The 19,892-nt window shown below is 63.6% G+C and carries 16 protein-coding genes and 2 pseudogenes; 5 read left to right on the forward strand and 13 right to left on the reverse strand.

Annotation, left to right across the window (positions count from 1 at the left end):
• Positions 1–23: 23 nt before the first annotated feature.
• Complete coding sequence (locus HU750_RS18310; RefSeq protein ID WP_186681618.1) at positions 24–1,010, forward strand: SCO family protein; 987 nt, start codon at positions 24–26, stop codon at positions 1,008–1,010.
• A gap of 53 nt (positions 1,011–1,063) precedes the next feature.
• On the opposite strand, the gene HU750_RS27215 is transcribed toward HU750_RS18310, so the two are convergent.
• Both HU750_RS27215 and HU750_RS27220 read right to left on the reverse strand, forming a co-directional pair.
• Positions 1,064–1,258 (reverse strand): hypothetical protein, encoded by a 195-nt coding sequence (locus HU750_RS27215; protein WP_225935773.1) that lies wholly within the window; start codon positions 1,256–1,258, stop codon positions 1,064–1,066.
• A gap of 402 nt (positions 1,259–1,660) precedes the next feature.
• Positions 1,661–2,098, reverse strand: a pseudogene (locus tag HU750_RS27220) (RHS repeat-associated core domain-containing protein); the annotation flags it as partial.
• Positions 2,099–2,245: 147 nt separating this feature from the next.
• Here HU750_RS27220 and HU750_RS18320 point away from each other — a divergent pair.
• Positions 2,246–3,229: a site-specific integrase gene (locus HU750_RS18320; RefSeq protein ID WP_202883854.1), complete on the forward strand. Its 984-nt coding sequence runs from the start codon at positions 2,246–2,248 to the stop codon at positions 3,227–3,229.
• Here the strand turns inward: HU750_RS18320 and HU750_RS18325 are convergent.
• Complete coding sequence (locus tag HU750_RS18325; protein WP_420876201.1) at positions 3,219–4,271, reverse strand: SMP-30/gluconolactonase/LRE family protein; 1,053 nt, start codon at positions 4,269–4,271, stop codon at positions 3,219–3,221. The genes HU750_RS18320 and HU750_RS18325 overlap by 11 nt on opposite strands.
• A gap of 72 nt (positions 4,272–4,343) precedes the next feature.
• A pseudogene (locus tag HU750_RS27430) lies at positions 4,344–4,865 on the reverse strand (SDR family NAD(P)-dependent oxidoreductase); the annotation flags it as partial.
• 269 nt (positions 4,866–5,134) lie between these two features.
• Between HU750_RS27430 and HU750_RS18330 the strand changes: the two are divergent.
• Entirely contained in the window at positions 5,135–6,076 is a 942-nt protein-coding gene (locus HU750_RS18330; protein WP_027595404.1) for a LysR family transcriptional regulator, read from the forward strand.
• Between the two features lie 2 nt (positions 6,077–6,078).
• Here the strand turns inward: HU750_RS18330 and asnB are convergent, their stop codons facing one another.
• From asnB to HU750_RS18375, 9 genes are all read right to left on the reverse strand, one after another.
• Positions 6,079–7,914, reverse strand: a complete 1,836-nt coding sequence (gene asnB / locus HU750_RS18335; protein WP_186681622.1) for an asparagine synthase (glutamine-hydrolyzing) — start codon at positions 7,912–7,914, stop codon at positions 6,079–6,081.
• 10 nt (positions 7,915–7,924) lie between these two features.
• Positions 7,925–9,310, reverse strand: coding sequence for an amidase family protein (locus HU750_RS18340; RefSeq protein ID WP_186681624.1), 1,386 nt, complete (start codon positions 9,308–9,310; stop codon positions 7,925–7,927).
• Positions 9,297–10,292, reverse strand: a complete 996-nt coding sequence (locus HU750_RS18345) for an AMP-binding protein (protein WP_186681626.1) — start codon at positions 10,290–10,292, stop codon at positions 9,297–9,299. The genes HU750_RS18340 and HU750_RS18345 overlap by 14 nt, the downstream gene beginning before the upstream one ends.
• Complete coding sequence (locus HU750_RS18350; RefSeq protein WP_027595408.1) at positions 10,289–10,573, reverse strand: acyl carrier protein; 285 nt, start codon at positions 10,571–10,573, stop codon at positions 10,289–10,291. Before HU750_RS18350 ends, HU750_RS18345 begins: the two co-directional genes overlap by 4 nt.
• Entirely contained in the window at positions 10,570–10,977 is a 408-nt protein-coding gene (locus tag HU750_RS18355; RefSeq protein WP_186681628.1) for a hypothetical protein, read from the reverse strand. The genes HU750_RS18350 and HU750_RS18355 overlap by 4 nt, the downstream gene beginning before the upstream one ends.
• Before the next feature lie 9 nt (positions 10,978–10,986).
• The gene (locus tag HU750_RS18360; protein ID WP_186681630.1) at positions 10,987–12,702 is read right to left on the reverse strand and encodes a prenyltransferase/squalene oxidase repeat-containing protein; all 1,716 of its coding nucleotides are present in this window, start codon (positions 12,700–12,702) and stop codon (positions 10,987–10,989) included.
• A complete protein-coding gene (locus HU750_RS18365) occupies positions 12,699–13,985 on the reverse strand; it encodes a phenylacetate--CoA ligase family protein (RefSeq protein ID WP_338109069.1) in 1,287 nt (428 codons plus the stop codon). The genes HU750_RS18360 and HU750_RS18365 overlap by 4 nt, the downstream gene beginning before the upstream one ends.
• 352 nt (positions 13,986–14,337) lie before the next feature.
• Entirely contained in the window at positions 14,338–15,471 is a 1,134-nt protein-coding gene (locus HU750_RS18370) for a glycerate kinase (protein ID WP_186681634.1), read from the reverse strand.
• Between the two features lie 114 nt (positions 15,472–15,585).
• Complete coding sequence (locus tag HU750_RS18375) at positions 15,586–16,683, reverse strand: sugar diacid recognition domain-containing protein (protein ID WP_099454070.1); 1,098 nt, start codon at positions 16,681–16,683, stop codon at positions 15,586–15,588.
• A gap of 162 nt (positions 16,684–16,845) precedes the next feature.
• Between HU750_RS18375 and HU750_RS18380 the strand changes: the two genes are divergently transcribed.
• Together HU750_RS18380 and HU750_RS18385 are read left to right on the forward strand one after the other, a co-directional pair.
• Positions 16,846–18,174, forward strand: coding sequence for an MFS transporter (locus HU750_RS18380; RefSeq protein ID WP_186681636.1), 1,329 nt, complete (start codon positions 16,846–16,848; stop codon positions 18,172–18,174).
• A 190-nt stretch (positions 18,175–18,364) separates the two neighbouring features.
• The gene (locus tag HU750_RS18385; RefSeq protein WP_186681638.1) at positions 18,365–19,885 is read left to right on the forward strand and encodes an FAD-dependent oxidoreductase; all 1,521 of its coding nucleotides are present in this window, start codon (positions 18,365–18,367) and stop codon (positions 19,883–19,885) included.
• Positions 19,886–19,892 lie beyond the last annotated feature (7 nt).

Here is a 19,892-nt window from a genome sequence, read left to right on the forward strand (position 1 = left end):
GATCTTTTACGGAGGACGACTTCATGACTGGCTCATGGCGTGTTCTGCTCGTGCTGTCGCTGTTCGCTGCCAGCATCCCGTTCTGGCCCGTGCAACCCCGGCAAGCCCCACCCCAAGAAACCGCCACCCCCTGGGGCGCCGACTACTTCCCCAATACCCCCCTGCTGACCCAGGACGGTGAAAAAGTGCACTTCTTCGATGACCTGATCAAAGACAAGGTCGTCGCCATCAACTTCATCTTCAGCGGCTGCTCCGACTCCTGCCCGGTGGAAACCGCGCGCCTGCGCCAGGTGCAGAAAATCCTCGGCGACCGGGTCGGCAAGGACATATTCCTCTACTCCATCAGCATCGACCCCTACAACGACACGCCGGCCACCCTCAAACGTTACGCCGAAAAATTCGCCATTGGGCCTGGCTGGACCTTGCTTACCGGCGAGCCTGCCGATATCGAGCAATTGCGCAGAAGCTTGGGCCTGTACATAGAAGGCCTGGAAAACGGCCGCTCCAAAGACCACAACCTGAGCCTGATCATCGGCAACCAGGCCACCGGCCGCTGGATGAAAGCCTCGCCCTTCGAGAGCCCCTACATCCTCGCCGACCGCCTGGGCAACAGCTTGCACAACTGGAAGCAAGCCAGTGCCATGGCCAACGACTACGCCCATGCGCCGGAAGTCCGCTCGCCCAGCAGCGGCGAGCAGATCTTCCGCACCCGCTGCTCTTCCTGCCATACCCTGGGCGACGCCGAGCCAGGCGTGCAACGGGGCATCGGCCCCGACCTGTTAGGCGTGACCCGGCAACGCGATGCCCGCTGGCTGAGCCGCTGGCTGAAAGAGCCAGATCAGATGCTTGCGCAAAAAGACCCACTGGCGATGCTGCTGTACGAGCAATACAACCGCCTGGCGATGCCCAACATGCGCCTGGGCGATGCCGAGGTCGCTGCGCTGATGACCTACATCGAAGAAGAAACCACACGCTTGCAGACGCCTTTGGCGGATACAGCGAAACCTTGATGGCAAATAATCTTACCGTCATCAACCTACTTATACCGCTGCACGGCCCGCAACTAATTAGATTTCCGTAGTCTTTTCGCTTTGGCCAATACTGATTGCCAGATGCCCTTGCGGACAGGCACTTCAACAATAAAGCCCAACTTGTGCCATTCTATATTTCCAGATGAACCCTGCATTTTACCTTCGATCACTAACTTGCGAGCCAACTTAGTTTGCTCAACACTTAATTTTCCCACGGAGGTAGTCATAGAATCGTTCCACCTCAGCAACGCTGGGACCTGGGCTATTGCAATGCCCTCTTTAGTCATTGTAAAACCGTAACGCCTGACGAGCGGCCCAAGTGGTTGATACAAAGCTGAGGAAGTTCCGGGAACGGGTGATTGCCTACCCATCTGTGCGGGGGGGATTGTTACGGGATCGGGTGATTGCCTACCCGTCTGTGCGAGGGGGCTTGCTACGGGACTGTTTGAAACAGCCGGCGCGGGCACTGGGGAGGTAGGTATGGCAGCAGGAGATGGCAGAGGATATAAACCCTCATCCCAACTAGCATCCCAACTAGGCGTCGAGAGCGGTGCGCCAATGGGGGAACTGGGAGGGTGGATTCTTTCTGGCGTATTCATTCCTCTGGGTTTCCCCGCGTGCCCCGAGGGATCCGTATAATTTACCGGATCGTTACTGCAGTAGATGTAGGCATTGAAACCGCCTGCACCGAAAGGGCTAAAAGAATCTGGCGTATAGAAGCGCATGAGGGATGGACTGTAAATGCGTGTGCCATTGCCTAATAGGTAAAGATGCTCCTGCAGGCGTTGTAGCTCCCCATTAAAGCCGAGTCTCGTACTGAGGGCATTGTTGTCATGCCCATAGGCTGTGTAGCGACAAGGTTCAAGTGGGTGAGCCGTATGATCGGACCGATCAAGTACCGAGTGGTTGCCATCACAAGCCAGTAATAACGTACGGCTTAAGGTCTCGTCATGCCGAAACTCAGCCAACGGCAGAGGTCCACTACGAACGAAAACAAACTTCCCCCTGGTGCTCATCACAACACTTGGGTGGCTGCCTTGATAAAAGTATTGTGTTTCGAGAACCATGCTGCCCACCGTCGACTGAACTGTATGCTTGAGCTTACCGCTGCCCTCCCTGAGAGGTAACTGGTAAATTTACCAGTCTTCAATCCTGGGAGCCGGATCAATTTGTCCATTTCCCTACAGCCGGCGATATACTGAATACCCAATATCATGGGGACGTTGGATGAGGATGAACGCAGCACCATGACCGACATCGAGCGCTACGTCCGCGCCGCCACCCGTGACAACACGCGGCGCAGCTACCAGGCTGCCATCGACCATTTCGAGACCCAGTGGGGTGGCTTTCTGCCCGCCACCGCCGAGGGCGTGGCCCGTTACCTGGCCGACCACGCCGAGCAGCACGCGGTGAGCACTTTGCGTCAACGCCTCGCGGCCCTCAGCCAATGGCACATCAGCCAGGGCTTCCCCGACCCGACCAAGGCGCCGCTGGTGCGCCAGGTACTGCGCGGTATTCGCACCCTGCACCCGACACCGCCAAAACAGGCTGCACCGCTGTTGCTGCAACACCTGCAAACCGCCGTGCAATGCTTCGAGGACGAAGCCCGCCAGGCACGCGAATGCCATGACTTGACTACCCTGCGCCGAGCGCGTCGCGACACGGCGCTGCTGTTGCTGGGGTTTTGGCGAGGGTTTCGGGGGGATGAGCTGGCGCGCCTGCGCGTCGAGCATATCCAGGCTGAAGCCGGTGTCGGTATCACCTTGTTCCTGCCTCGCAGCAAGGGTGACCGCGAAGCACTTGGCGTGCAGCACCGCACGCCAGCACTCAAGGCATTGTGCCCGGTCAGCGCGTACCTGCAGTGGATCGAAGTGGCTGGCATCGCCCATGGCCCAGTGTTTCGCAAGCTCGACCGCTGGGGCAACCTCAGCGACACGCCGCTCAACAGCAACAGCCTGGTTGGGCTGCTCCGGCGCATGCTCGAGCGTGCCGGGGTACCGGCGGCGTTGTACACCGGCCACTCGCTGCGCCGTGGTTTCGCCACGTGGGCCACGGCCAATGGTTGGGAACTGAAGTCGTTGATGAGCTACGTGGGTTGGAAGGACGCCAAGTCAGCACTGCGCTACATTGACTCGGCGCAACGCTTTGGCGAGTTGGCCGTGTTACCGGCCAGCCAGGTGCACAACATCATTCCTTGAAGGCGTGGCGCGCAATGCCGCCGATTTCCGGGCGAATTGCATAGAGGTCGCCGGCATCCGGGTAGTGCCGCAGCTCCACAGCGTTCATGCCGAACCGCGCGGTGGTGATATACAAGGTGGTCATCCCTTCACCGCCAAAGCAGCAACTGGTCGGGCGCGTCACCGGCATCACCACCTGGTCGGTCAGGTGGCCGTGACGGTCGTAACGCAGCAGGCAACTGCCATTGAACTGGCACACCCACAGCCCGCCTTCGCGGTCTAGCGCAATGCCATCTGGGCGCCCCAGCTCGGCAGGCGTTTCGGCAAACAGCGTAACCTCGGTCAAGCGGCCTTCGGGCAGGTACACGGCGCGGTAGATGGCGCGGGCGACCGAGTCGACGAAGTAAACGCTGTGCCCGTCTTCCGACCAGGCCAGCCCGTTAGGCAGCGCCATGCCATCGTGGATCACCTGGTCGCTCAGTTCCGCGTCGAAACGGAACAAGGCGCCGGTCTTGCCACTTGGGGCTTCGTCCATCAGGCCGCTGACGAAACGGCCCTGGGGGTCGCAGGCACCATCGTTGAAACGGTAGGTGGAACGCGGGTGAACCGGCACGGAGTATTGCCGCACCTTGCGCGCGTTCACGTCCAGAATGGCGACACTGGAATCCTCGGTGAAGATTAGGTTGCCCTGGTCGGTCAGGGCCAGGGCGCCAATGCGTGCGGCCGACTCATACAGGCTTTCGACCTCGCCGTCCGGGTTCAACCGATTGATGCGCCCATCGGTGATATCGACGAAGTACAGCGCGCCGCTGCGCGCGTCCCAAACCGGGCTCTCGCCCAGGTCGGCGCGGGTGTTGGCGACCTTGACCGGTACGTAGTGGCATTCCTTGATGCGGCTCCAGCGTTCGGCCACTTCCTTGAAGTTGCCCGCCTGTACCCGCGCCAGGTCGCGTGGGTAGCTGACGCCGCTGTTCTCGGTGAAACGGGTGGCGGTGAACTGCCCGTTGCTGGCACGCAGGATGTAGCCCGTATCGCGGCACAGCGAGCTGGCCAGGTACAACAACCCTGGGGTGACCCATTCGGGCTTGAGCTCTTCCGGTGCCTGGGTCACGCCCCACATGCGAGTCTTGGCCACGGGCGAGATGGCATTGACCAGGATGCCGTGCTCCATCCCTTCCATGCTCAAGGCGTTCATGATGCCGACCTGGGCCATCTTGCCGGCTGAATAGGCCACCAGCCCCGGCTGCGAATAGCGCTGGTACATGGCGCGGTCCGAGGTGGTCAGCACCACGCGCGGGGCGGCGGAATGCTTGAGGTACTTCCAGGCATGCTTGGCCAGCCACACCGGGGCGTGCACGCTGATGCCCAGCGCGCGCTGAAGAAAGGCTTCTTCCTGCGCTTCGATGCCCTGGTAATCGACCCAGCCTGCATTGTGAATGAGGATATCCAGTGCGCCAAACTGCGCGATGGCCAGCTCGATCAATTGTTGGCAGGCGCCTTCGTCTTCCAGTTGCCCGGCATGGGCGATCGCGTTGTAGCCCTTGGCCTGCAGGGCCGCGAGTGCCTGGGCCAGCGCCGACGGGTCCTCGCCCTGGCCTGCCCGGTCAGTCCCCAGGTCGCTGATGACCACGCGGGCGCCTCGCTCGGCCAGTGCCATGGCGTAAGCCAGGCCCAGCCCCGAGCAGCACCGGTGATGATCGCGACTTTGTTCTTGAATGGGTCTGTGATTGGCATTGCAGGGCACCTTCGATTCTCCTTTTTTAGGATAACAATAAAAAAATCAATGACTTAATATTAAAAGCATGCAACTTTGATATCTCAGGGATATCACCGAGGCTTTGTCACTCGGTGGCCACGCACTATGATGGCCGCCTTGCAGGGGGGGCGCCTGCCAGGCACCCCGGCAAGTCGATGAAGGAACATAGAATGATCGAGACACGTTTGCTCAGGCAGTTCATCGCCGTGGCCGAAGAACTGCACTTCCACAAGGCCGCCATCCGCCTGCACATGGCGCAGCCGCCCCTGAGCCAAGCGATCAACCGCCTTGAAGAAAAGCTCGGCTTCAGCCTGTTTCTGCGCAACAAGCGCGGGGTCAAGCTGACTGCCGCTGGCATGGCCTTTCTGGAAACCGCCTACCGCACGCTCAAAGAGCTGGAGCAAGGCATCGAGTACGCGCGCAATGTCTCGGAAGGGATCTGCGGCAAGCTGACCATCACGGCCATCTCCATTGCGTATTACGAGTCGCTGCTCACGACCTTGCGCAGGTTCCGCGAGGTCTACCCGAATGTGCGCCTGACCATCCGCGAGATGCCCTCAGCCTCGCAGGCCAAGGCCTTGATGGCCGGCGAAGCCGACATCGGTTTCATGCGCAAGCTGCCGATGCCGCCCGATACCATCGAGTCGCGGCTGTTGCTCAACGAGCAGATCATCATGGCCCTGCCCGCCAACCACGCCAGGGCCCATCAGCCGCTGGTCGACCTGCGCGACTTTGCCGAAGAGGACTTCGTCTTCACCCCGCAAGCCCTGGGCAGTGGCTACCACAGCCAGTTGATCGCCCTGTGCGAATCGGCCGGTTTCTACCCCAAGGTGGTGCAGGAGGCGGCGCAGATCCACACCCTGATCGGCCTGGTCGCCTGTGGCTTCGGCGTGGCCCTGGTGCCGGAATCGATCGCTTACTCGACGCTGCGTGAGCGCGTGCAATTCCGCCCGATCCGCCCGATCAAGGACCAGCCCACCCCAACCATGGGCCTGTACATGAACTGGAACATCCAGAACGCTTCGCCGGCCCTGGGCAGTTTCATCGCCATGCTCGACCAGGGCGCGCCGAAGCGCTTCAGCGACACCCTGCAGAACCCTCTGATCCTGTAGCCCTACACCGTCAACCGGTACTCACGTAGCCAGGTGTCCAGCGCCAGGGCCGTCTCCAGGTTGTTACGCCGCAGTTGCGAGTTGAAATAGCCCTCGGGCTGGCGCAACTCGGCGGCCAGCCGGCCGTGGTCGATGACCTGGAACACGGGCCTGTCTGGCGCCTTCAGCAACTGCCGAATGCGCTCGCGCAGAAAGCGCTCATAGGCCAGGTTCGCCGACGTTGGGTACGGGCTTTTGCGCCGTTGCAACACCGCAGGCGGAACCCGGTCGGCGCCGGCCTGCTTGAGCAGCCATTTTTCCTCGCCATCCTTGCCCTTGATCGACCACGGCACGTTGTACACGTACTCCACCAGTGAATGATCAGTGAACGGCACCCGCACCTCAAGGCTCGCGGCCATGCTCAGGCGGTCCTTGCGGTCGAGCAGAATCGGCAGCCAGCGCTGCAGGTGCATGTGGCAGATTTCGCGCATGCGCCGTTCCTGCGGGCTGTCCCCTGACAGATGCTCGACGCTGTCCAGGGCCTGGTGATAACAGCTGTCCTGATACTGGGCAAAATCGCAGGCCCGGTTGAACTCAGGGTTGATCAGCTCGGGCTGCAGCAGTTGCATGCGCGACAACCAAGGGAAGCGCGCTGCGGCCACGGCCTGCGGGTCGCGGAACCAGGCGTAGCCCCCAAACACTTCATCTGCCGCCTCACCGGAGATGGCCACCGTGGAATGCGCGCGGATCGCCTTGAACAACAGGTACAACGAGGTGTCTACGTCGCCGAAGGTGGCCGCGCTGTCGTTGGCGCGATACACCGCCAGGCGGGCCGGGTCCGACACCAACTCCCGGTTGTCGATGAGGATGGTCTGGTGCCGGCTGCCAATATACTGGGCCGCCGCCAGGGCATAAGGCTGGTCACGTTCGGGGCGAAACGCATCACTCTGAAACTGCTCGGCCTGGCCGACGAAATCCACCGAGAACGAATTCACCGCCCCGCCCTGCTCGGCCACTAACCGCTGTTGCGCCATGGCGGTCAGCAGGGTCGAGTCCAGGCCACCGGACAGCAGCGAGCAAACCGGCACATCAGCATGCAACTGCTCGCCCAAGGCATTGTCGAGCAGCTCGCGGGTGTGTTCGACCGTGGTCGTCAGGTCGTCCTGATGCTCACGGCGTTGCAACTGCCAGTAGCGGCTGATCTTCACCTGCCCCTGGGGCCGCCAGGACAACCGATGCCCCGGCGGCAATTCGCTGACCCCGCGAAAGGCCGTGCGGGTGGTGCCACGGGACAGGCTCAAGGCATCCACCAAGCCGACCGCGTCCAGGGTGCTGGCAACCTCGGGGTGAGCAAGAATCGCCTTGATCTCAGAGCCGAACAGCAGCCCCTGCTGGTGACGGGCATAGTACAGCGGCTTGACCCCCAAGCGGTCACGCACCAGCAGAAAGTGGCCATCGCGCCCATCGAACACGGCGAAGGCGAACATGCCATTGAGATGGTCGCAGCACAGCTCGCCCCACTCCAGGTAGGCGTGCAGCACCACCTCGGTGTCGCTGCGTGTTTTAAACACATGCCCGGCCTGGCGCAACCGCTCGCGCAGAGCATGGTGGTTATAGACCTCGCCGGTGTACACCAGTGCGACTTCCTCACCCGTGGCGAAGCGGTAGGTCATGGGCTGCACGCCACCGCTCAGGTCGATGATGGCCAGGCGCCGATGCCCCAGCAAGGCGTTGCGGTGCTGCCAGCTGCCGCTGGCATCCGGCCCGCGCAAGGCCAGGGTATCGGTCAGGGCGCCGAGCACCTGGCGCTGTTGCGCGAGGTCGCGGGTGTAGTCCACCCAGCCTGTAATTCCGCACATGGTTCGCCCCTTACACCTGAAGACGACGGGTAGGCAGCAGGCCGATCAACGCCTGCACACGTTTGGCGATGTCCAGCAACTGTTGCTCGCTGTCGCGTCGACCCATGATCTGTATCGCCAGGGGCGCCTTGCCGTCAGCGCTGAGGGCGATCGGCACGGTAATCGCCGGCAGGCCGCTGAAACTGGCCAGAGGGGTGAAACCGATTTTCTGGGCGTAGTCGTGATCGTCCGGAGACGGAATGGTCGAATCACCTGGTTGTGGGCTACGCCGGTCGAAGGGCCGGTTCGGGTCCATCGGGAAAATAACGACATCCACCTGGGCGGCCTCGAACCAGGCATCGATACCCGCCCGCACGGCGTCCATGCGGGCATGAATGCGCGAGTAGTCGCTGTCGCTTACCCCTTCACCCACCTTGAGCGCGCTAAGCGTTGACCAATGCAGTTCGCAGTCGAAGCGCCGCGCCCAGGCCGCAGATGCCAGCCAAGCGTCGCGCGCGCACAGCTGCCAAGCATCGCCACGGCAGGCCCACAGGTCGGGCATGGCCACTTCACGCGGGGCCATGCCCAGGTCGGCCAGTGCAATACGGTCCTGGCTCAACATGTCGAGCATTGGTGCGCTGGTCAGCGCAGGGTCGAGCGCGTGTTCAAGCACGCCGACACGGTACTGCTGCTTGAGCGGCTGCTGATCGCCCAGCAACGGCCCCAAGCCCAGCATCGGCAGCAGCAGGGCAAGGTCGTCGGCGCTGCGAGTCACCCAACCCAAGGCGTCCATGCGTGGCGACAGCGGGAATACACCGGCCAGGCTGGCGGCCTTGTGGGTCATGCGCAGGCCGACCATGCCACAGTGGGACGCCGGCCAACGCACCGAGCCCAGCACATCGGTACCCAACGAGATGTCGCACAGGCCTGCAGCCACGGAAACCGCAGAACCGGTGCTGGAACCCGATGGGTCGATGGTCGGGAAATGCGGGTTGCGGCAGCCTGCGCCGAACGCGATGTTCAGCTCGGTGGTCGCCACCTTGCTGGTCAGCGCGATACGCGGGTCGAGGTGGCTCAGCGCCTCGGCGCTGCGTTGCGGGTAGTGACGGTAGCTGCGCAGCCCCAGGCGGGTCGGCAGGCCGGCGACGTCCACGGTGTCCTTCACCCCCAGCCGGACCCACGGCGCTTCGGCTGGGCGGGTGCTGGTCAGGCAGCGATAGTGGCTGTCGGCGTGATCGCGCCACGCCTCATACTGTGCAGCCCAATCAGCCGCCAGCGCAGGGCTGCGTTCCAGCAGTTCGAGGCGCTTGCGCAGGCTTAGGCCGAGGTATTCGGGCTGTTCGCGGCCACTGGCCAGCGGCGCACCGCAGTGGTTCAGGTAATGGGCGATGGTGCCCTGGGTATCAGCGTGGCTCATGGGTGTAGTCCTTGACAGTGGATGAGGCGGCCCACGGTTGGGGCTTGCCAGTGGCAGACAGCGGCAGGTGCGCGACCCGGCGCACGGCGACCGGTCGCGGGTGGTGCGCAGGCCAGTGCTTGAGCGCTTCGCGCACGGCCTGTTCGGTTAACGTTGGCGAACTGAACAGCACTTCGAACGCTTCGGCGCGCAACCCATCGCGCACCGCCACGCAGGCCAGGGTCGGGCACTGCAGGCGTTGGCCGAACTCGCTGGCCAGGCGCGCCAGGTCGAGCCGAACCCCGTTGACCTTGATCAGGCTGCTGGCCCGGCCCAGCCATTGAAAGCGTCGCGCGTCCAATGGCAGTACCAGGTCATCGCAACGATGATGGTGTGCCGGGGTTGCAGCGCCCTGCTCCCGCGCGATGCGTGGGCTGCTGACGTCCAGCGGGCCGGCTGCGCCGATCGGGCTCAGCAACTCGACATCGCTCAGCAGCGTCCACGGTTGCTCTGCGGTACTCTGCGCATCCAGCGCGCGATAGGCCATGGCGCCGGTTTCGGTGGCACCCAGCAGCTCGATGAAGCGCACCTGCGGCCCTGCGAAACGGTGCACGGTGGCCAATGCGTCCGGTGGCAACAGCGATGCGCTGTGCACCACCAGTACTGAACGCCGTGCTGACAGGCGCGCCAGCAGTGCAGGTAAGAGCCGCCAGGTGCTGGCAATGGCGAGGATCACACAGGGCCCGTCGCCATCGAGTTGCGGTAACTGCTGCTGTTCCAGCGAGCAGGCCTGTAACCGCGCGCTCAGCCATTGCGCACCGACCTCGCCCAGGATCATCCCATAGCTGTGGCAGCTCGGCGCGAACGACAGGACCTCGGTCGCGTCAGCCGCCCAGCGGCCGAGAATCAGCGCGGCCTCGTCGACCATCTGCGCGTGGCTTCGTAGCCAGTGGCGTGGCGCGCCGGTGGAGCCCGACGTGGTGAACAGATGATCGCCGCTCACGGGGTGGCCTGCAGGGTCAATTGGTCTTCGCGTTTCTGGGCGACGAACTGCTCCATCTTTTCCAGTGTTTCAAACCAGTAGCGAACGTCGTCACTCAGGTAATCCACTTCGATGGCGAAACAGGCTTCAATGGCGGTGATGACTTCGACGGCCATCAGGCTGTCGAAGCGTTCGCCTAGAAAATCGCGGAAGCTGTCGCGCTTATCGATGGCGTTGACCTCGTCGCCGAGTAGTTGCGCCAGTGCCTGACGAATCTGCTGCTCAATAGAAAGGTTGCTCACGCGCCTGGTTTTCCTTGTTGATGGTGGGCATTGATCAATGCCGTTCCCGCGCTGTAGAACACGTGTTCTGGCAGGATCGGATCAAACTGCAAATAGATGAAAGCGTTCGGGTAGTGACTGACCAGGCAACGGTGCAGGCCTTCGGCCAAGGCCGCATGGGCCAGCCCGTCGCGCGCCACCGACAGGGTGATGCGCAGGTAGAACTGCAACGCCACGCCGCTGCCATCCACGGTCGGCAACGGCATGCCGGCGCTGAACACGCACCCCGGTTCCAGCGGATTGAAAAACACCATGCAGTGCGCGGTATAGGCGCCCTGCGCTTTCAGCAGGCGGGTGAACGCCAGGGCCAGGCGCTTGCGCTCGATGGGCTGCAGTGGTGCGCAGGTAACAGTAATGGTTGGCATGCCTGCTCCTCACGACAGCTGCAGGTTGGGCAGGTGCTGACGCCTGCCTTCGGCAAACGCCTGCAACAGGCGCCCCAGGCAATCGGACAGTGCGTCGTGGCCCTCCAGGTACAGCGGCGACCAGGCATGGCCTTGGCCGCTGCGCACCTTGTCGAGAAAGAACTGCAGGTGCGCGCGGTCGACCGGCAACCCCTGCGCGGCGCCAAACGCCACGGCCTGGTAGGTGCTGAGCAAATCAGGGATGCGCTGCCCCAGGTTGGCGAAGCCGCCCTGGCGCACCTTGTGCGCAACCAGCAGTTCGTTTGCCTGCTCGCGCACATCCCAGCCCACATGGTTCAGGCAGATCAAGGCTTGCAGGCTGGCACGCAAGGACGCCTGCCCTCGTGGGTAGGCGGCGTGCCCACCTTGCTGAGCGCAACTGGCCACAAAGGCCTCCAGCGCCACGAGGTCGACCCCAGCGTTATTGCCCAGTTGCTGGAGGATCGCCACCGCAGACGCCGTGGACACCAAGTCCGACCCGCGCCCCTCCCAGAACCCGAAGCCACCATCGGGGTTCTGCAATGAGGCCAGCCAGTGCCCCACCGCCTTGCGCGCCGCTGGCTGGCCGGCGAAGGCGCCCGCCGCCAGGCCCCAATTGGTGCAGCGGACTTCAGCGCCCCGCCCTGGCATGTACATGAGCCCAGGCTCGTTAGGCATCTGGCAGCCTTCGATCCAGTGCAAGGCTGCCGCCCGCTGCGCAGCGCTCAGCTGATCGCCAAGCACGGCAGCCGCCGTGGTCAGCACATCCGCCGCGCTGTCGATTTGCCGATAGGTGTAGCCACTCTGAGGCAGCGCCAAGGTCGCGATGAACCGTGCAATGTCATCTGCCAGGTGGGCCACCGGCTCTCCCAACGCCTTGAGCGAGCCCACCGCGCAAAAAGCGGCCCAGACGTCCTCGCCGTCATAGCCCTGCCAACGCACGAAAGCGCCACTGGGCCGACGCAGTGCGTCGATCCAGGCGATACACGCGTGGCGCGCCAACGGCTGCGCGTGCAATGCCGCAAGGCTAGCCGTGGCGCGGTAGGTCGCCCACAGGCACGGCTGCTCGGCAGCCTCGCTGAAACGAAAGCCGCCGCTTTCCACCTGCTGCGCCTGCAACCAGGCAATCAACCGCGGCAGGTCCCACCGCGGTGCGGGCAGCCCTTGCTGGGCCAGGGCTCGTGCGGCCATTACGCCGTAGAAGCAGGCACGGGTGTCGGCCAAGTTGCGCTGGGCAAAGTCCGCGGACCAACTGAGGCCGCCATTGCTGCACTGCAGCCCTTCCAGCCAGGCGTACAACGCCGGGGCATCGGCCACCTGCCCCTGGCACACCTCGATTAACGTGCGCACGGCATAGTGGGTGGCCCAGACATCCGCCGTCTGCCCGGGGCACATGGCGTAAGCATCACCGTCGAACAGCGTTTGCAGCCAATCGGCAGTTTGGGCGCCATGGTCGATGGCGATACCCAGGTCCTTGAGCGTTTCGGTGCAATAAAAAGTCGCCCAGGCGTCGGATGGCATGCCCTTGCTCCAGGCGAACCCCCCGTCGCGGTTACGCCGGGACTGGATATAGCTGTGCAGGGCCGGCGTATCGACGCTGTCGAGGCGCTCGACCCAGGCCAGGCTGCGGATCGCGGCGTACGTGCACCACAAGTCAGGCTGGCCGTTGCCCAGGCCGTGCCCTTGGGCAAGGGGTGACGTGGTCATTGCTTGCCCCCCACGAAGCGCAGGTTGGTCTTCTTCCAGCTTTTTTGCGAGCCACCGCTCTTGTTGATGGCCGACAAGTTGTTGACGAACAGCACACGGCTCCAGCGCAGCCCCATCAGTTGCTCGGAACGTGCCAGCAGCTGCGCTTGCAATGGGCCTTCCTGGGCGTTGTCCCAGTGCACGTCACGTTCAAGGATTAACGCGGCGCTGTCGTTCTGGCGATCGATTTCGATCACATAACCGGTGGCGTCGCAGGCGCCGTAGACCACCTCTTCGACGGCGCGAATCTCAAGGTCCACCCCGGCCACCGCAATGCTGTCGCTGTCGCGGCCATTGACCAACAGGCTGGGGCTGCTCTGCCCGGCTTGCCAAGGCGCGGTAAGGGTGACGCTGTCGCCGGTGTCCAGCCGCAGTAACGGCCGCGCGTACAGGTTCAGCGGGGTGACGACGAGGCGGCCGGTCAGGCCTTCGGCGGGCGTTACCAGCCTGCCGTCCGGCAACAGCAGCTCGAAATAATTGGTGGCCGTGGCCAGGCGCATCTGCTGGTCCGCGCCTACGGCTGCCAGCGTGCCGGTCTCGGTACTGCCATAACTGGCGTCGTGTACCTCGCAGTGCCACCCGCGGGCCAAACGGTCACGAAACGGCTGGGTGTTGACCTCGCCCAGCAGCATGATCGTGCGCACCGACTGAGCAAACGTGTCGAGCAGCTCCCGCTGCTTGAGGTAGCGGGTCAGTTGCACCAGTACGCCGGGGGCGATGAACAGCACCGTGGGCCGGTAGGTGTCGAAGGTCGTGCACACCCGTTCCCAGTCGGTGATGCCGGTGGTAAAGGGATAGAGCCGTACATGCGACACGTCGAGGTATTCGCAGACGTTGGCGATCAGGTCGCCGACCGGCACGATGTCCGATGGCATCAGGTTGGCCACCCGCGCCCCGGGCTGCAGTACCGCTCGCCAGTGGCTGGCGACGCTGACGGCATTCCAGATGATGTCGTGTTTCAGGCGCGGGGTTGGGGTTGGCTCGCCGGTGGTGCCGGTGGTGGCGTAGTACTTGGCCGCATCGCCAAGGGCTACGGTGCAAAACGCCAGGGGTTGGCTTTTCAGCGCGGCCTTGGCGGTCAGCGGCAATTGCTGGAACGCTGTGAAGCTGTAGGGGCCAATCCCTGCGTAATGGCTACTGTGTTGTGCACGCGTCCAGACTGCTTGCAACTTGCGTTCATAGAATGCGGCATCGGGCACACGCCCGACCTGCTGTTGAAGTTCGCCCTCGGCATCCTTCAACACGCCGAAATCATTATCACCATGAACTAACATCGACTCGCCCTCTCGAATAAACAGTGCAGAGAATTGGCGAGCGACGGGGGTTAAGTAAAATACTTAATAGTAAGTAGCGGTGAGAGTCGGGCGGTATTACTGGGCCGAAATAGAGCTTTTTGCGTGGGTTGTATGTAGTGCTTTTCTGATCGAAATCAGCGATTCGGCCTTTGTTTATGGCGAGATATCAAACAAAGATAATTTCCATATTTGCCAAGTCTCATAACTTCGGCATGGACGTGAAGGCGCGGCCTTAGGGCGCGAAAGGGCTGCAAAGCAGCCCCCACACTAGTTGCACTTACACGGAAATCTCTGACCGCGCTTACACCGCGCAGCGCCACAGCCGGGCGATATCACCGGCGCGCGCCTGCAGCAGCTCGCGGGCGTTGGCGCACGCCTGCTCCAGGCTCATCGGCCCGCTCGCCAACGCAAAAGCCGCGTCGATGCCATGGCCATACAACTGCTGATACCCCTCCCCCAGCGTGCCTGCCAGCACCACCACCGGTACACCATGGCGCTTGGCGACCCGTGCCACGCCCATTGGCGTCTTGCCACGTAGGGTCTGGGCATCGAAACGCCCCTCGCCGGTCAGCACCAGGTCGGCGCCTTGTACCAGCCCGTCCAGGCCGGCCAACTCAGCCACCACCTCGACGCCAGGTCGGAACTGCGCGCCCATGAACGCCTTGGCCGCAAAGCCCATGCCGCCTGCAGCGCCGCAGCCCGGGAAATCACGCACGTCCTCGCCCAGCAATTGCGCACAGTGATCGGCAAAGTGCCCCAGTGCCTGGTCCAGTGCTTCTACTTGCTGCGGGTTTGCCCCTTTCTGCGGGCCGAATATTGCCGAAGCGCCATTGGCACCGCAGAGTGGGTTGTCGACGTCGGCCGCAACCTCGACCTGGACCTCGGCCAGCCGAGGGTCGAGGTCGCTGGCATCGATACGTGCCAGCTTTGCCAGGGCCAGCCCCCCTTCTTCCAGTGCTTGCCCCTCGGCATCCAGCAGCCGCAGCCCCAGGGCGCGCAGCATGCCACTGCCGCCGTCATTGGTCGCGCTGCCGCCAATGGCCAAGACAATGCGGCGGGCACCCGCAGCCAAGGCGGCGGCGATCAGTTCGCCCGTACCCCAGGTGCTGCTGCGGCAGGCATCACGCTGCTGGGTGGGCACCAATTGCAGGCCACTGGCCTGGGCCATTTCGATAATCGCCGTGCGGCTCTGCGGCAGCCAACCCCAGCCGGCCTCGACGCTGTGCCCCAACGGCCCACGTACAGCCAGGCGGCGTAATTCGCCCTGGCTGGCGGCCAAGATGGCGTCCATGGTGCCTTCACCGCCGTCGGCCATGGGGCATTCGACCAGTTCGGCATCCGGCCACACCTCGGCCAGGCCAGTGGCAATGGCGCGGGCGACACCGGCAGCGTCGAGGCTGTCCTTGAACGAGTCGGGGGCGATGACGATCTTCATGGGGATTCTCCTGTCCAGATGAGCGGCATGCTGACAGTTGCCTGGCAAGGTGGCCTCGGTCAAATGCACAAGACGGCGGAGGCGTTGTTTGGGCAAATGCCTTCGGCCCGCGTTTCACTCAGCTCGCAACAACTGCAACCCCAGGTACAGGCTGAGCATCCCCTCCATCCGCAAGGGGTCGACCTCGCCCAGCTCGGCGATCCGCTCCAGCCGGTAGCGCAGGCTGTTGCGGTGAATGCCCAAGGCGTCGGCACAGGCCTGGCTCTGGCCATCATGGGCACACCAGGCGCGCAAGGTCGCAATCAGCTGACCACTGGCGTCCTTGGCGCGGATGCGTTGCAGCGGCTGCAACAGCTCATCCAGCGCATCGTCATTACGATGCCGCCACAGCAAGGCCGGTAGCCGGTACCGCTCAAGGCTGAGCAGGCGCTCGGCCGGCAGCACCTCTTGCCCATAAGCCAGCAGGTCGCGCACCCGGCGATAACCACGGCGCAGTTGCTCCAGGCTTTGCGCCATGCACCCCAGGGCCAAGCGCTCAACCTGCCAGCCGTGACGTTCGAGGCGCTCCAGCAACCGCGCGTCGTCCAGCACCAGGCCCGCCGGGCGACACCACAGCAGCGATTGCCGTGCGGGGCTGACGCACCAGCTGTCCGGGTAACGGCTCATCAGCCAGGACGACAGGGCTTCGGCAGGCGGCCCTGATTCCAGCTCGAACAGGCAAGGTACCCTTGGCAGTTGCGGCTTCAGGCCAAGCTGACGGGCTTCATCGAGCAGCCGAGGCGAATCGCCGCTGCCGCCTAACAGCAAGGCCAGCAGGTCGTCGCAGCGTTGCCGCCGCCATTGCTGTTCAACCTGCAGGTGGCGCTGGGCCAGGAGCATTTCAGCAGTCATGCGCACCAGTTCGCCATAGGTACGCAGCTGCTGCGGGTCGCCGGTCAGGCCCAATACCCCCATCAGCCGGCCATCGAGCATCAATGGCAGGTTCACCCCGGGCTGCACGCCCTTGAGGCACTTGGCCGCGTCCACGTCGAGCTCGACGATCCGGCCGTTGGCCAGCACCAGTTGCGCGCCCTCGTGGCGGGTGTTGATGCGCTCCGGCTCGCCACTGCCCAGGATCAACCCCTGGCTGTCCATGACATTGACGTTGCACGGCAAAATGGCCATCGCACGATCAACGATATCCTGCGCCAGGTCATGGTCGAGTTCGAACATTCAAGGGTCCTTAGGGTGGTAGGCTTTGGTCCCTGGCACAGCGCCCCTGGTCAATCGCTGTGCAAAAGCACAAAGACAGGCACGCCGCTGTCCCCGAGACTCGTCAGGGCGAGCGCCGGAACAGGCGACGCGGTGACAACCATAACAACAGAGAACCCGATCATGGCACACAGCCCCGCCCCTGACCAAGGCACGGACACCACCCGCAATGCGCTGTACCGGCGCATCACCTTGCGGCTGATTCCGTTCATTTTCATCTGCTACCTGTTCAACTACCTGGACCGCGTCAACGTCGGCTTTGCCAAGCTGCAGATGCTCGACGCGCTTAAATTCAGCGAAACGGTATACGGCCTTGGCGCCGGTATCTTCTTCATCGGCTACGTCCTCTGCGGCCTGCCGAGCAACCTGGCGCTCAACCGCTTCGGCCCACGGCGCTGGATCGCGCTGATGATGATCGCCTGGGGCAGCCTCTCGACCTGCCTGCTGTTCGTCACCACCCCCACCGAGTTCTACACCCTGCGCCTGCTGACCGGCGCGGCTGAAGCCGGCTTCTTCCCTGGCGTGGTGCTGTACCTCTCGCGCTGGTTCCCGGCGGCCCGTCGCGGCGGCATCATGGCCTTGTTCATGTCGGCGATCCCGGTGTCGGGGCTGTTGGGCGGGCCGTTTTCCGGCTGGATCCTCGAACATTTCGCCGCCGGCCAGCATGGCCTTGCCGGCTGGCAATGGCTGTTCCTGATTCAGGGCCTACCCACCGTCGTTCTGGGTTGCCTGGCAATTCGCCTGCTCAGCGACGGCTACCAGAAAGCCGCCTGGCTGAGCCCGGCCGAACGCCAATTGATCGAAGCCGACCTGAAGGCCGATGCCGCGAGCAAACCCGCCACCACCGGTGACGGCGTGCTCGCGGTGTTGACCAACCCGTTGATCTGGACGTTCGGCTTCGTCTACTTCTGCATCCAGAGCGGTGTGTACGCGATCAACTTCTGGCTGCCGTCGATCATCAAGAACATGGGCTTCGACAACCCCTTGTTGATTGGCTGGCTGAGCGCCATTCCGTACCTGCTGGCGGGTGTGTTCATGATCGTCTGCGGGCGTTCGGCAGACCGGCGCAACGAACGTCGCTGGCACTTGGTCGTGCCGATGCTGATGGGCGCCATTGGCCTGTTGATTGCGGTCAACTTCGCCGGCAACCCGACCATCGCCATTCTTGGCCTGTCGATCGCCACCATGGGCGCCCTCACCGGCCTGCCGATGTTCTGGCCAATGCCTACCGCCCTGCTCAGCGCGGGTGCAGCCGTGGCCGGCCTTGCGCTGATCAACTCGGTGGGCCAGATGGCCGGCTTCCTCAGCCCGTACCTGGTGGGTTTCATCAAGGACCAGACCGGCTCGACCGATGCTGCGCTGTATTCGTTGGCGGCATTGATCGTGGTCGGTAGCCTGGTGGCGCTGCGGGTAACGCGCGCAGGGGCGTTGGTCACGGCCAAGGCCAACTAGAACGCCTGTGTAGGAGCAGCCTTGTGCTGCGAAGAGGCCGGTGATAGCAGCGAACATTTGCTGTGTGATCACCGGCCTCTTCGCAGCACAAGGCTGCTCCTACAGGGCAATGCCCCCGATCGTCGGCTCGGGTCAGCAACTCATCACCACAGGCGTCAAATGGTTCCAAAGGCCCCTTTGGAGAACCCCCATGACCCAGCACGCCGTGGCCCGCCTCGATCAGCTCGACCCCAACCGCCCCCTGCGTGTGCAGGCCGGCAGTGAAGAACTCATCCTGATCCGCCAGGGCGACCTGGTGCATGCCTACCAGGCCAACTGCCCGCACGCTGGCGCCCCGCTCGAAGAGGGCGTGATCTGCTCGGGGCTGTTGGTCTGCCCATGGCACAAGGCGGCGTTTGCCGTGGACGAAGGTGCGGTGTGCGAACCGCCGGCACTGGCCGACCTGCGCCGCTACCGTGCGTGGGTCAAAGGTGATGAGGTGTGGGTGGATGACCAACCCCTGGCCAAGGCCGAGCCACCGCGGCACAGCGATGCCCGTTGTTTCGTGGTAGTCGGTGCCGGCGCCGCCGGCAGTGCCGCCGTCGCTACCCTGCTGCAGCACGGTTTCGCCGGCCGTCTGGTCTGGCTCGACCAGGAACACCAGCCAGCCTACGACCGGACCGCGCTTAGTAAATTCGTCATTGCTGGGCAAATGCCACCTGATGAAGTCCCTGCCCTGCTCGAAGCGGATGACTTGCGCAAAGGCCACCTGATCCGTCAGCACGGCAAGGTCCGCACACTCAACAGCGAGAAACGCCAGATCATCCTTGCCGACGGCCAGCACATCGACTATGACGCTTGCCTACTGGCAACGGGCGGTAAAGCGCAACGTCCAGCGCTCCCGGGGGCAGATCTGCCGGGTGTATTCACCCTGCGCTCACGTGAGGACGCCGCGCTGTTGCTCGACGCTGCAGAACCCGGGCAGCCGGTGGTGATCGTCGGCGACGGTTTCATCGGCCTGGAGGCCGCCGCTGCACTGCGCAAGTACGGCCTGCAGGTGCACCTGGTCACCCGCCATGAGGTGCCGTTGGCCAAACAGTTGGGTGAACGTATCGGGCGCAGCATTCGCGAACTGCCCGAACGCAAAGGCGTGGTCTTTCACGGCCCCACCGAAGTCGAACGTTTCGAAGGCCAGGCTAAGGTGGAGGCCGTGTTGCTGGCCAACGGTGAACGGCTGCAGGCGCCATTGGTATTGCTGGGCACCGGGGTCAAACCTGCCACAGCCTATGTGCAAGGGGTGGCGCTGGCCGACGATAAATCGCTGCCGGTCAATGCCGAAATGCGTGCGGCACCCGGGCTGTGGGCCGCTGGTGATATCGCCACCTTCCCCCTGGCTGGCCGGCCCGTGCGCATCGAACACTGGCGCCTGGCCCAGCAACACGGCGTGATCGCTGCGGCCAACATGCTCGGCGAGCAGCGCCGCTACGAAGATGTGCCGTTCTTCTGGACCTACCAGCATGGGCGCACCTATGAAGTCCTGGGGCATGCACGGGACTGGAACCGCATCGAGTTCGTTGGCCAGCCGGAGCAAGGCGATTTCGTCGCGCTGCAATGCGTGGATGAGCAAGTCGAGGCCGTCATCGCCAAGGGCTACTCGGATGCCATGGCGCAGCTGTCGCAGCGGATGAAGCGGCCGTTGCGCCTGGACGAGGCGCTGAAGCTGATTGGCTGACTTTTCC

Origin of the sequence: Pseudomonas sp. SWRI50 (genome assembly GCF_014269095.1) — a bacterium.
In the GTDB taxonomy this organism is placed as follows: domain Bacteria; phylum Pseudomonadota; class Gammaproteobacteria; order Pseudomonadales; family Pseudomonadaceae; genus Aquipseudomonas; species Aquipseudomonas kermanshahensis.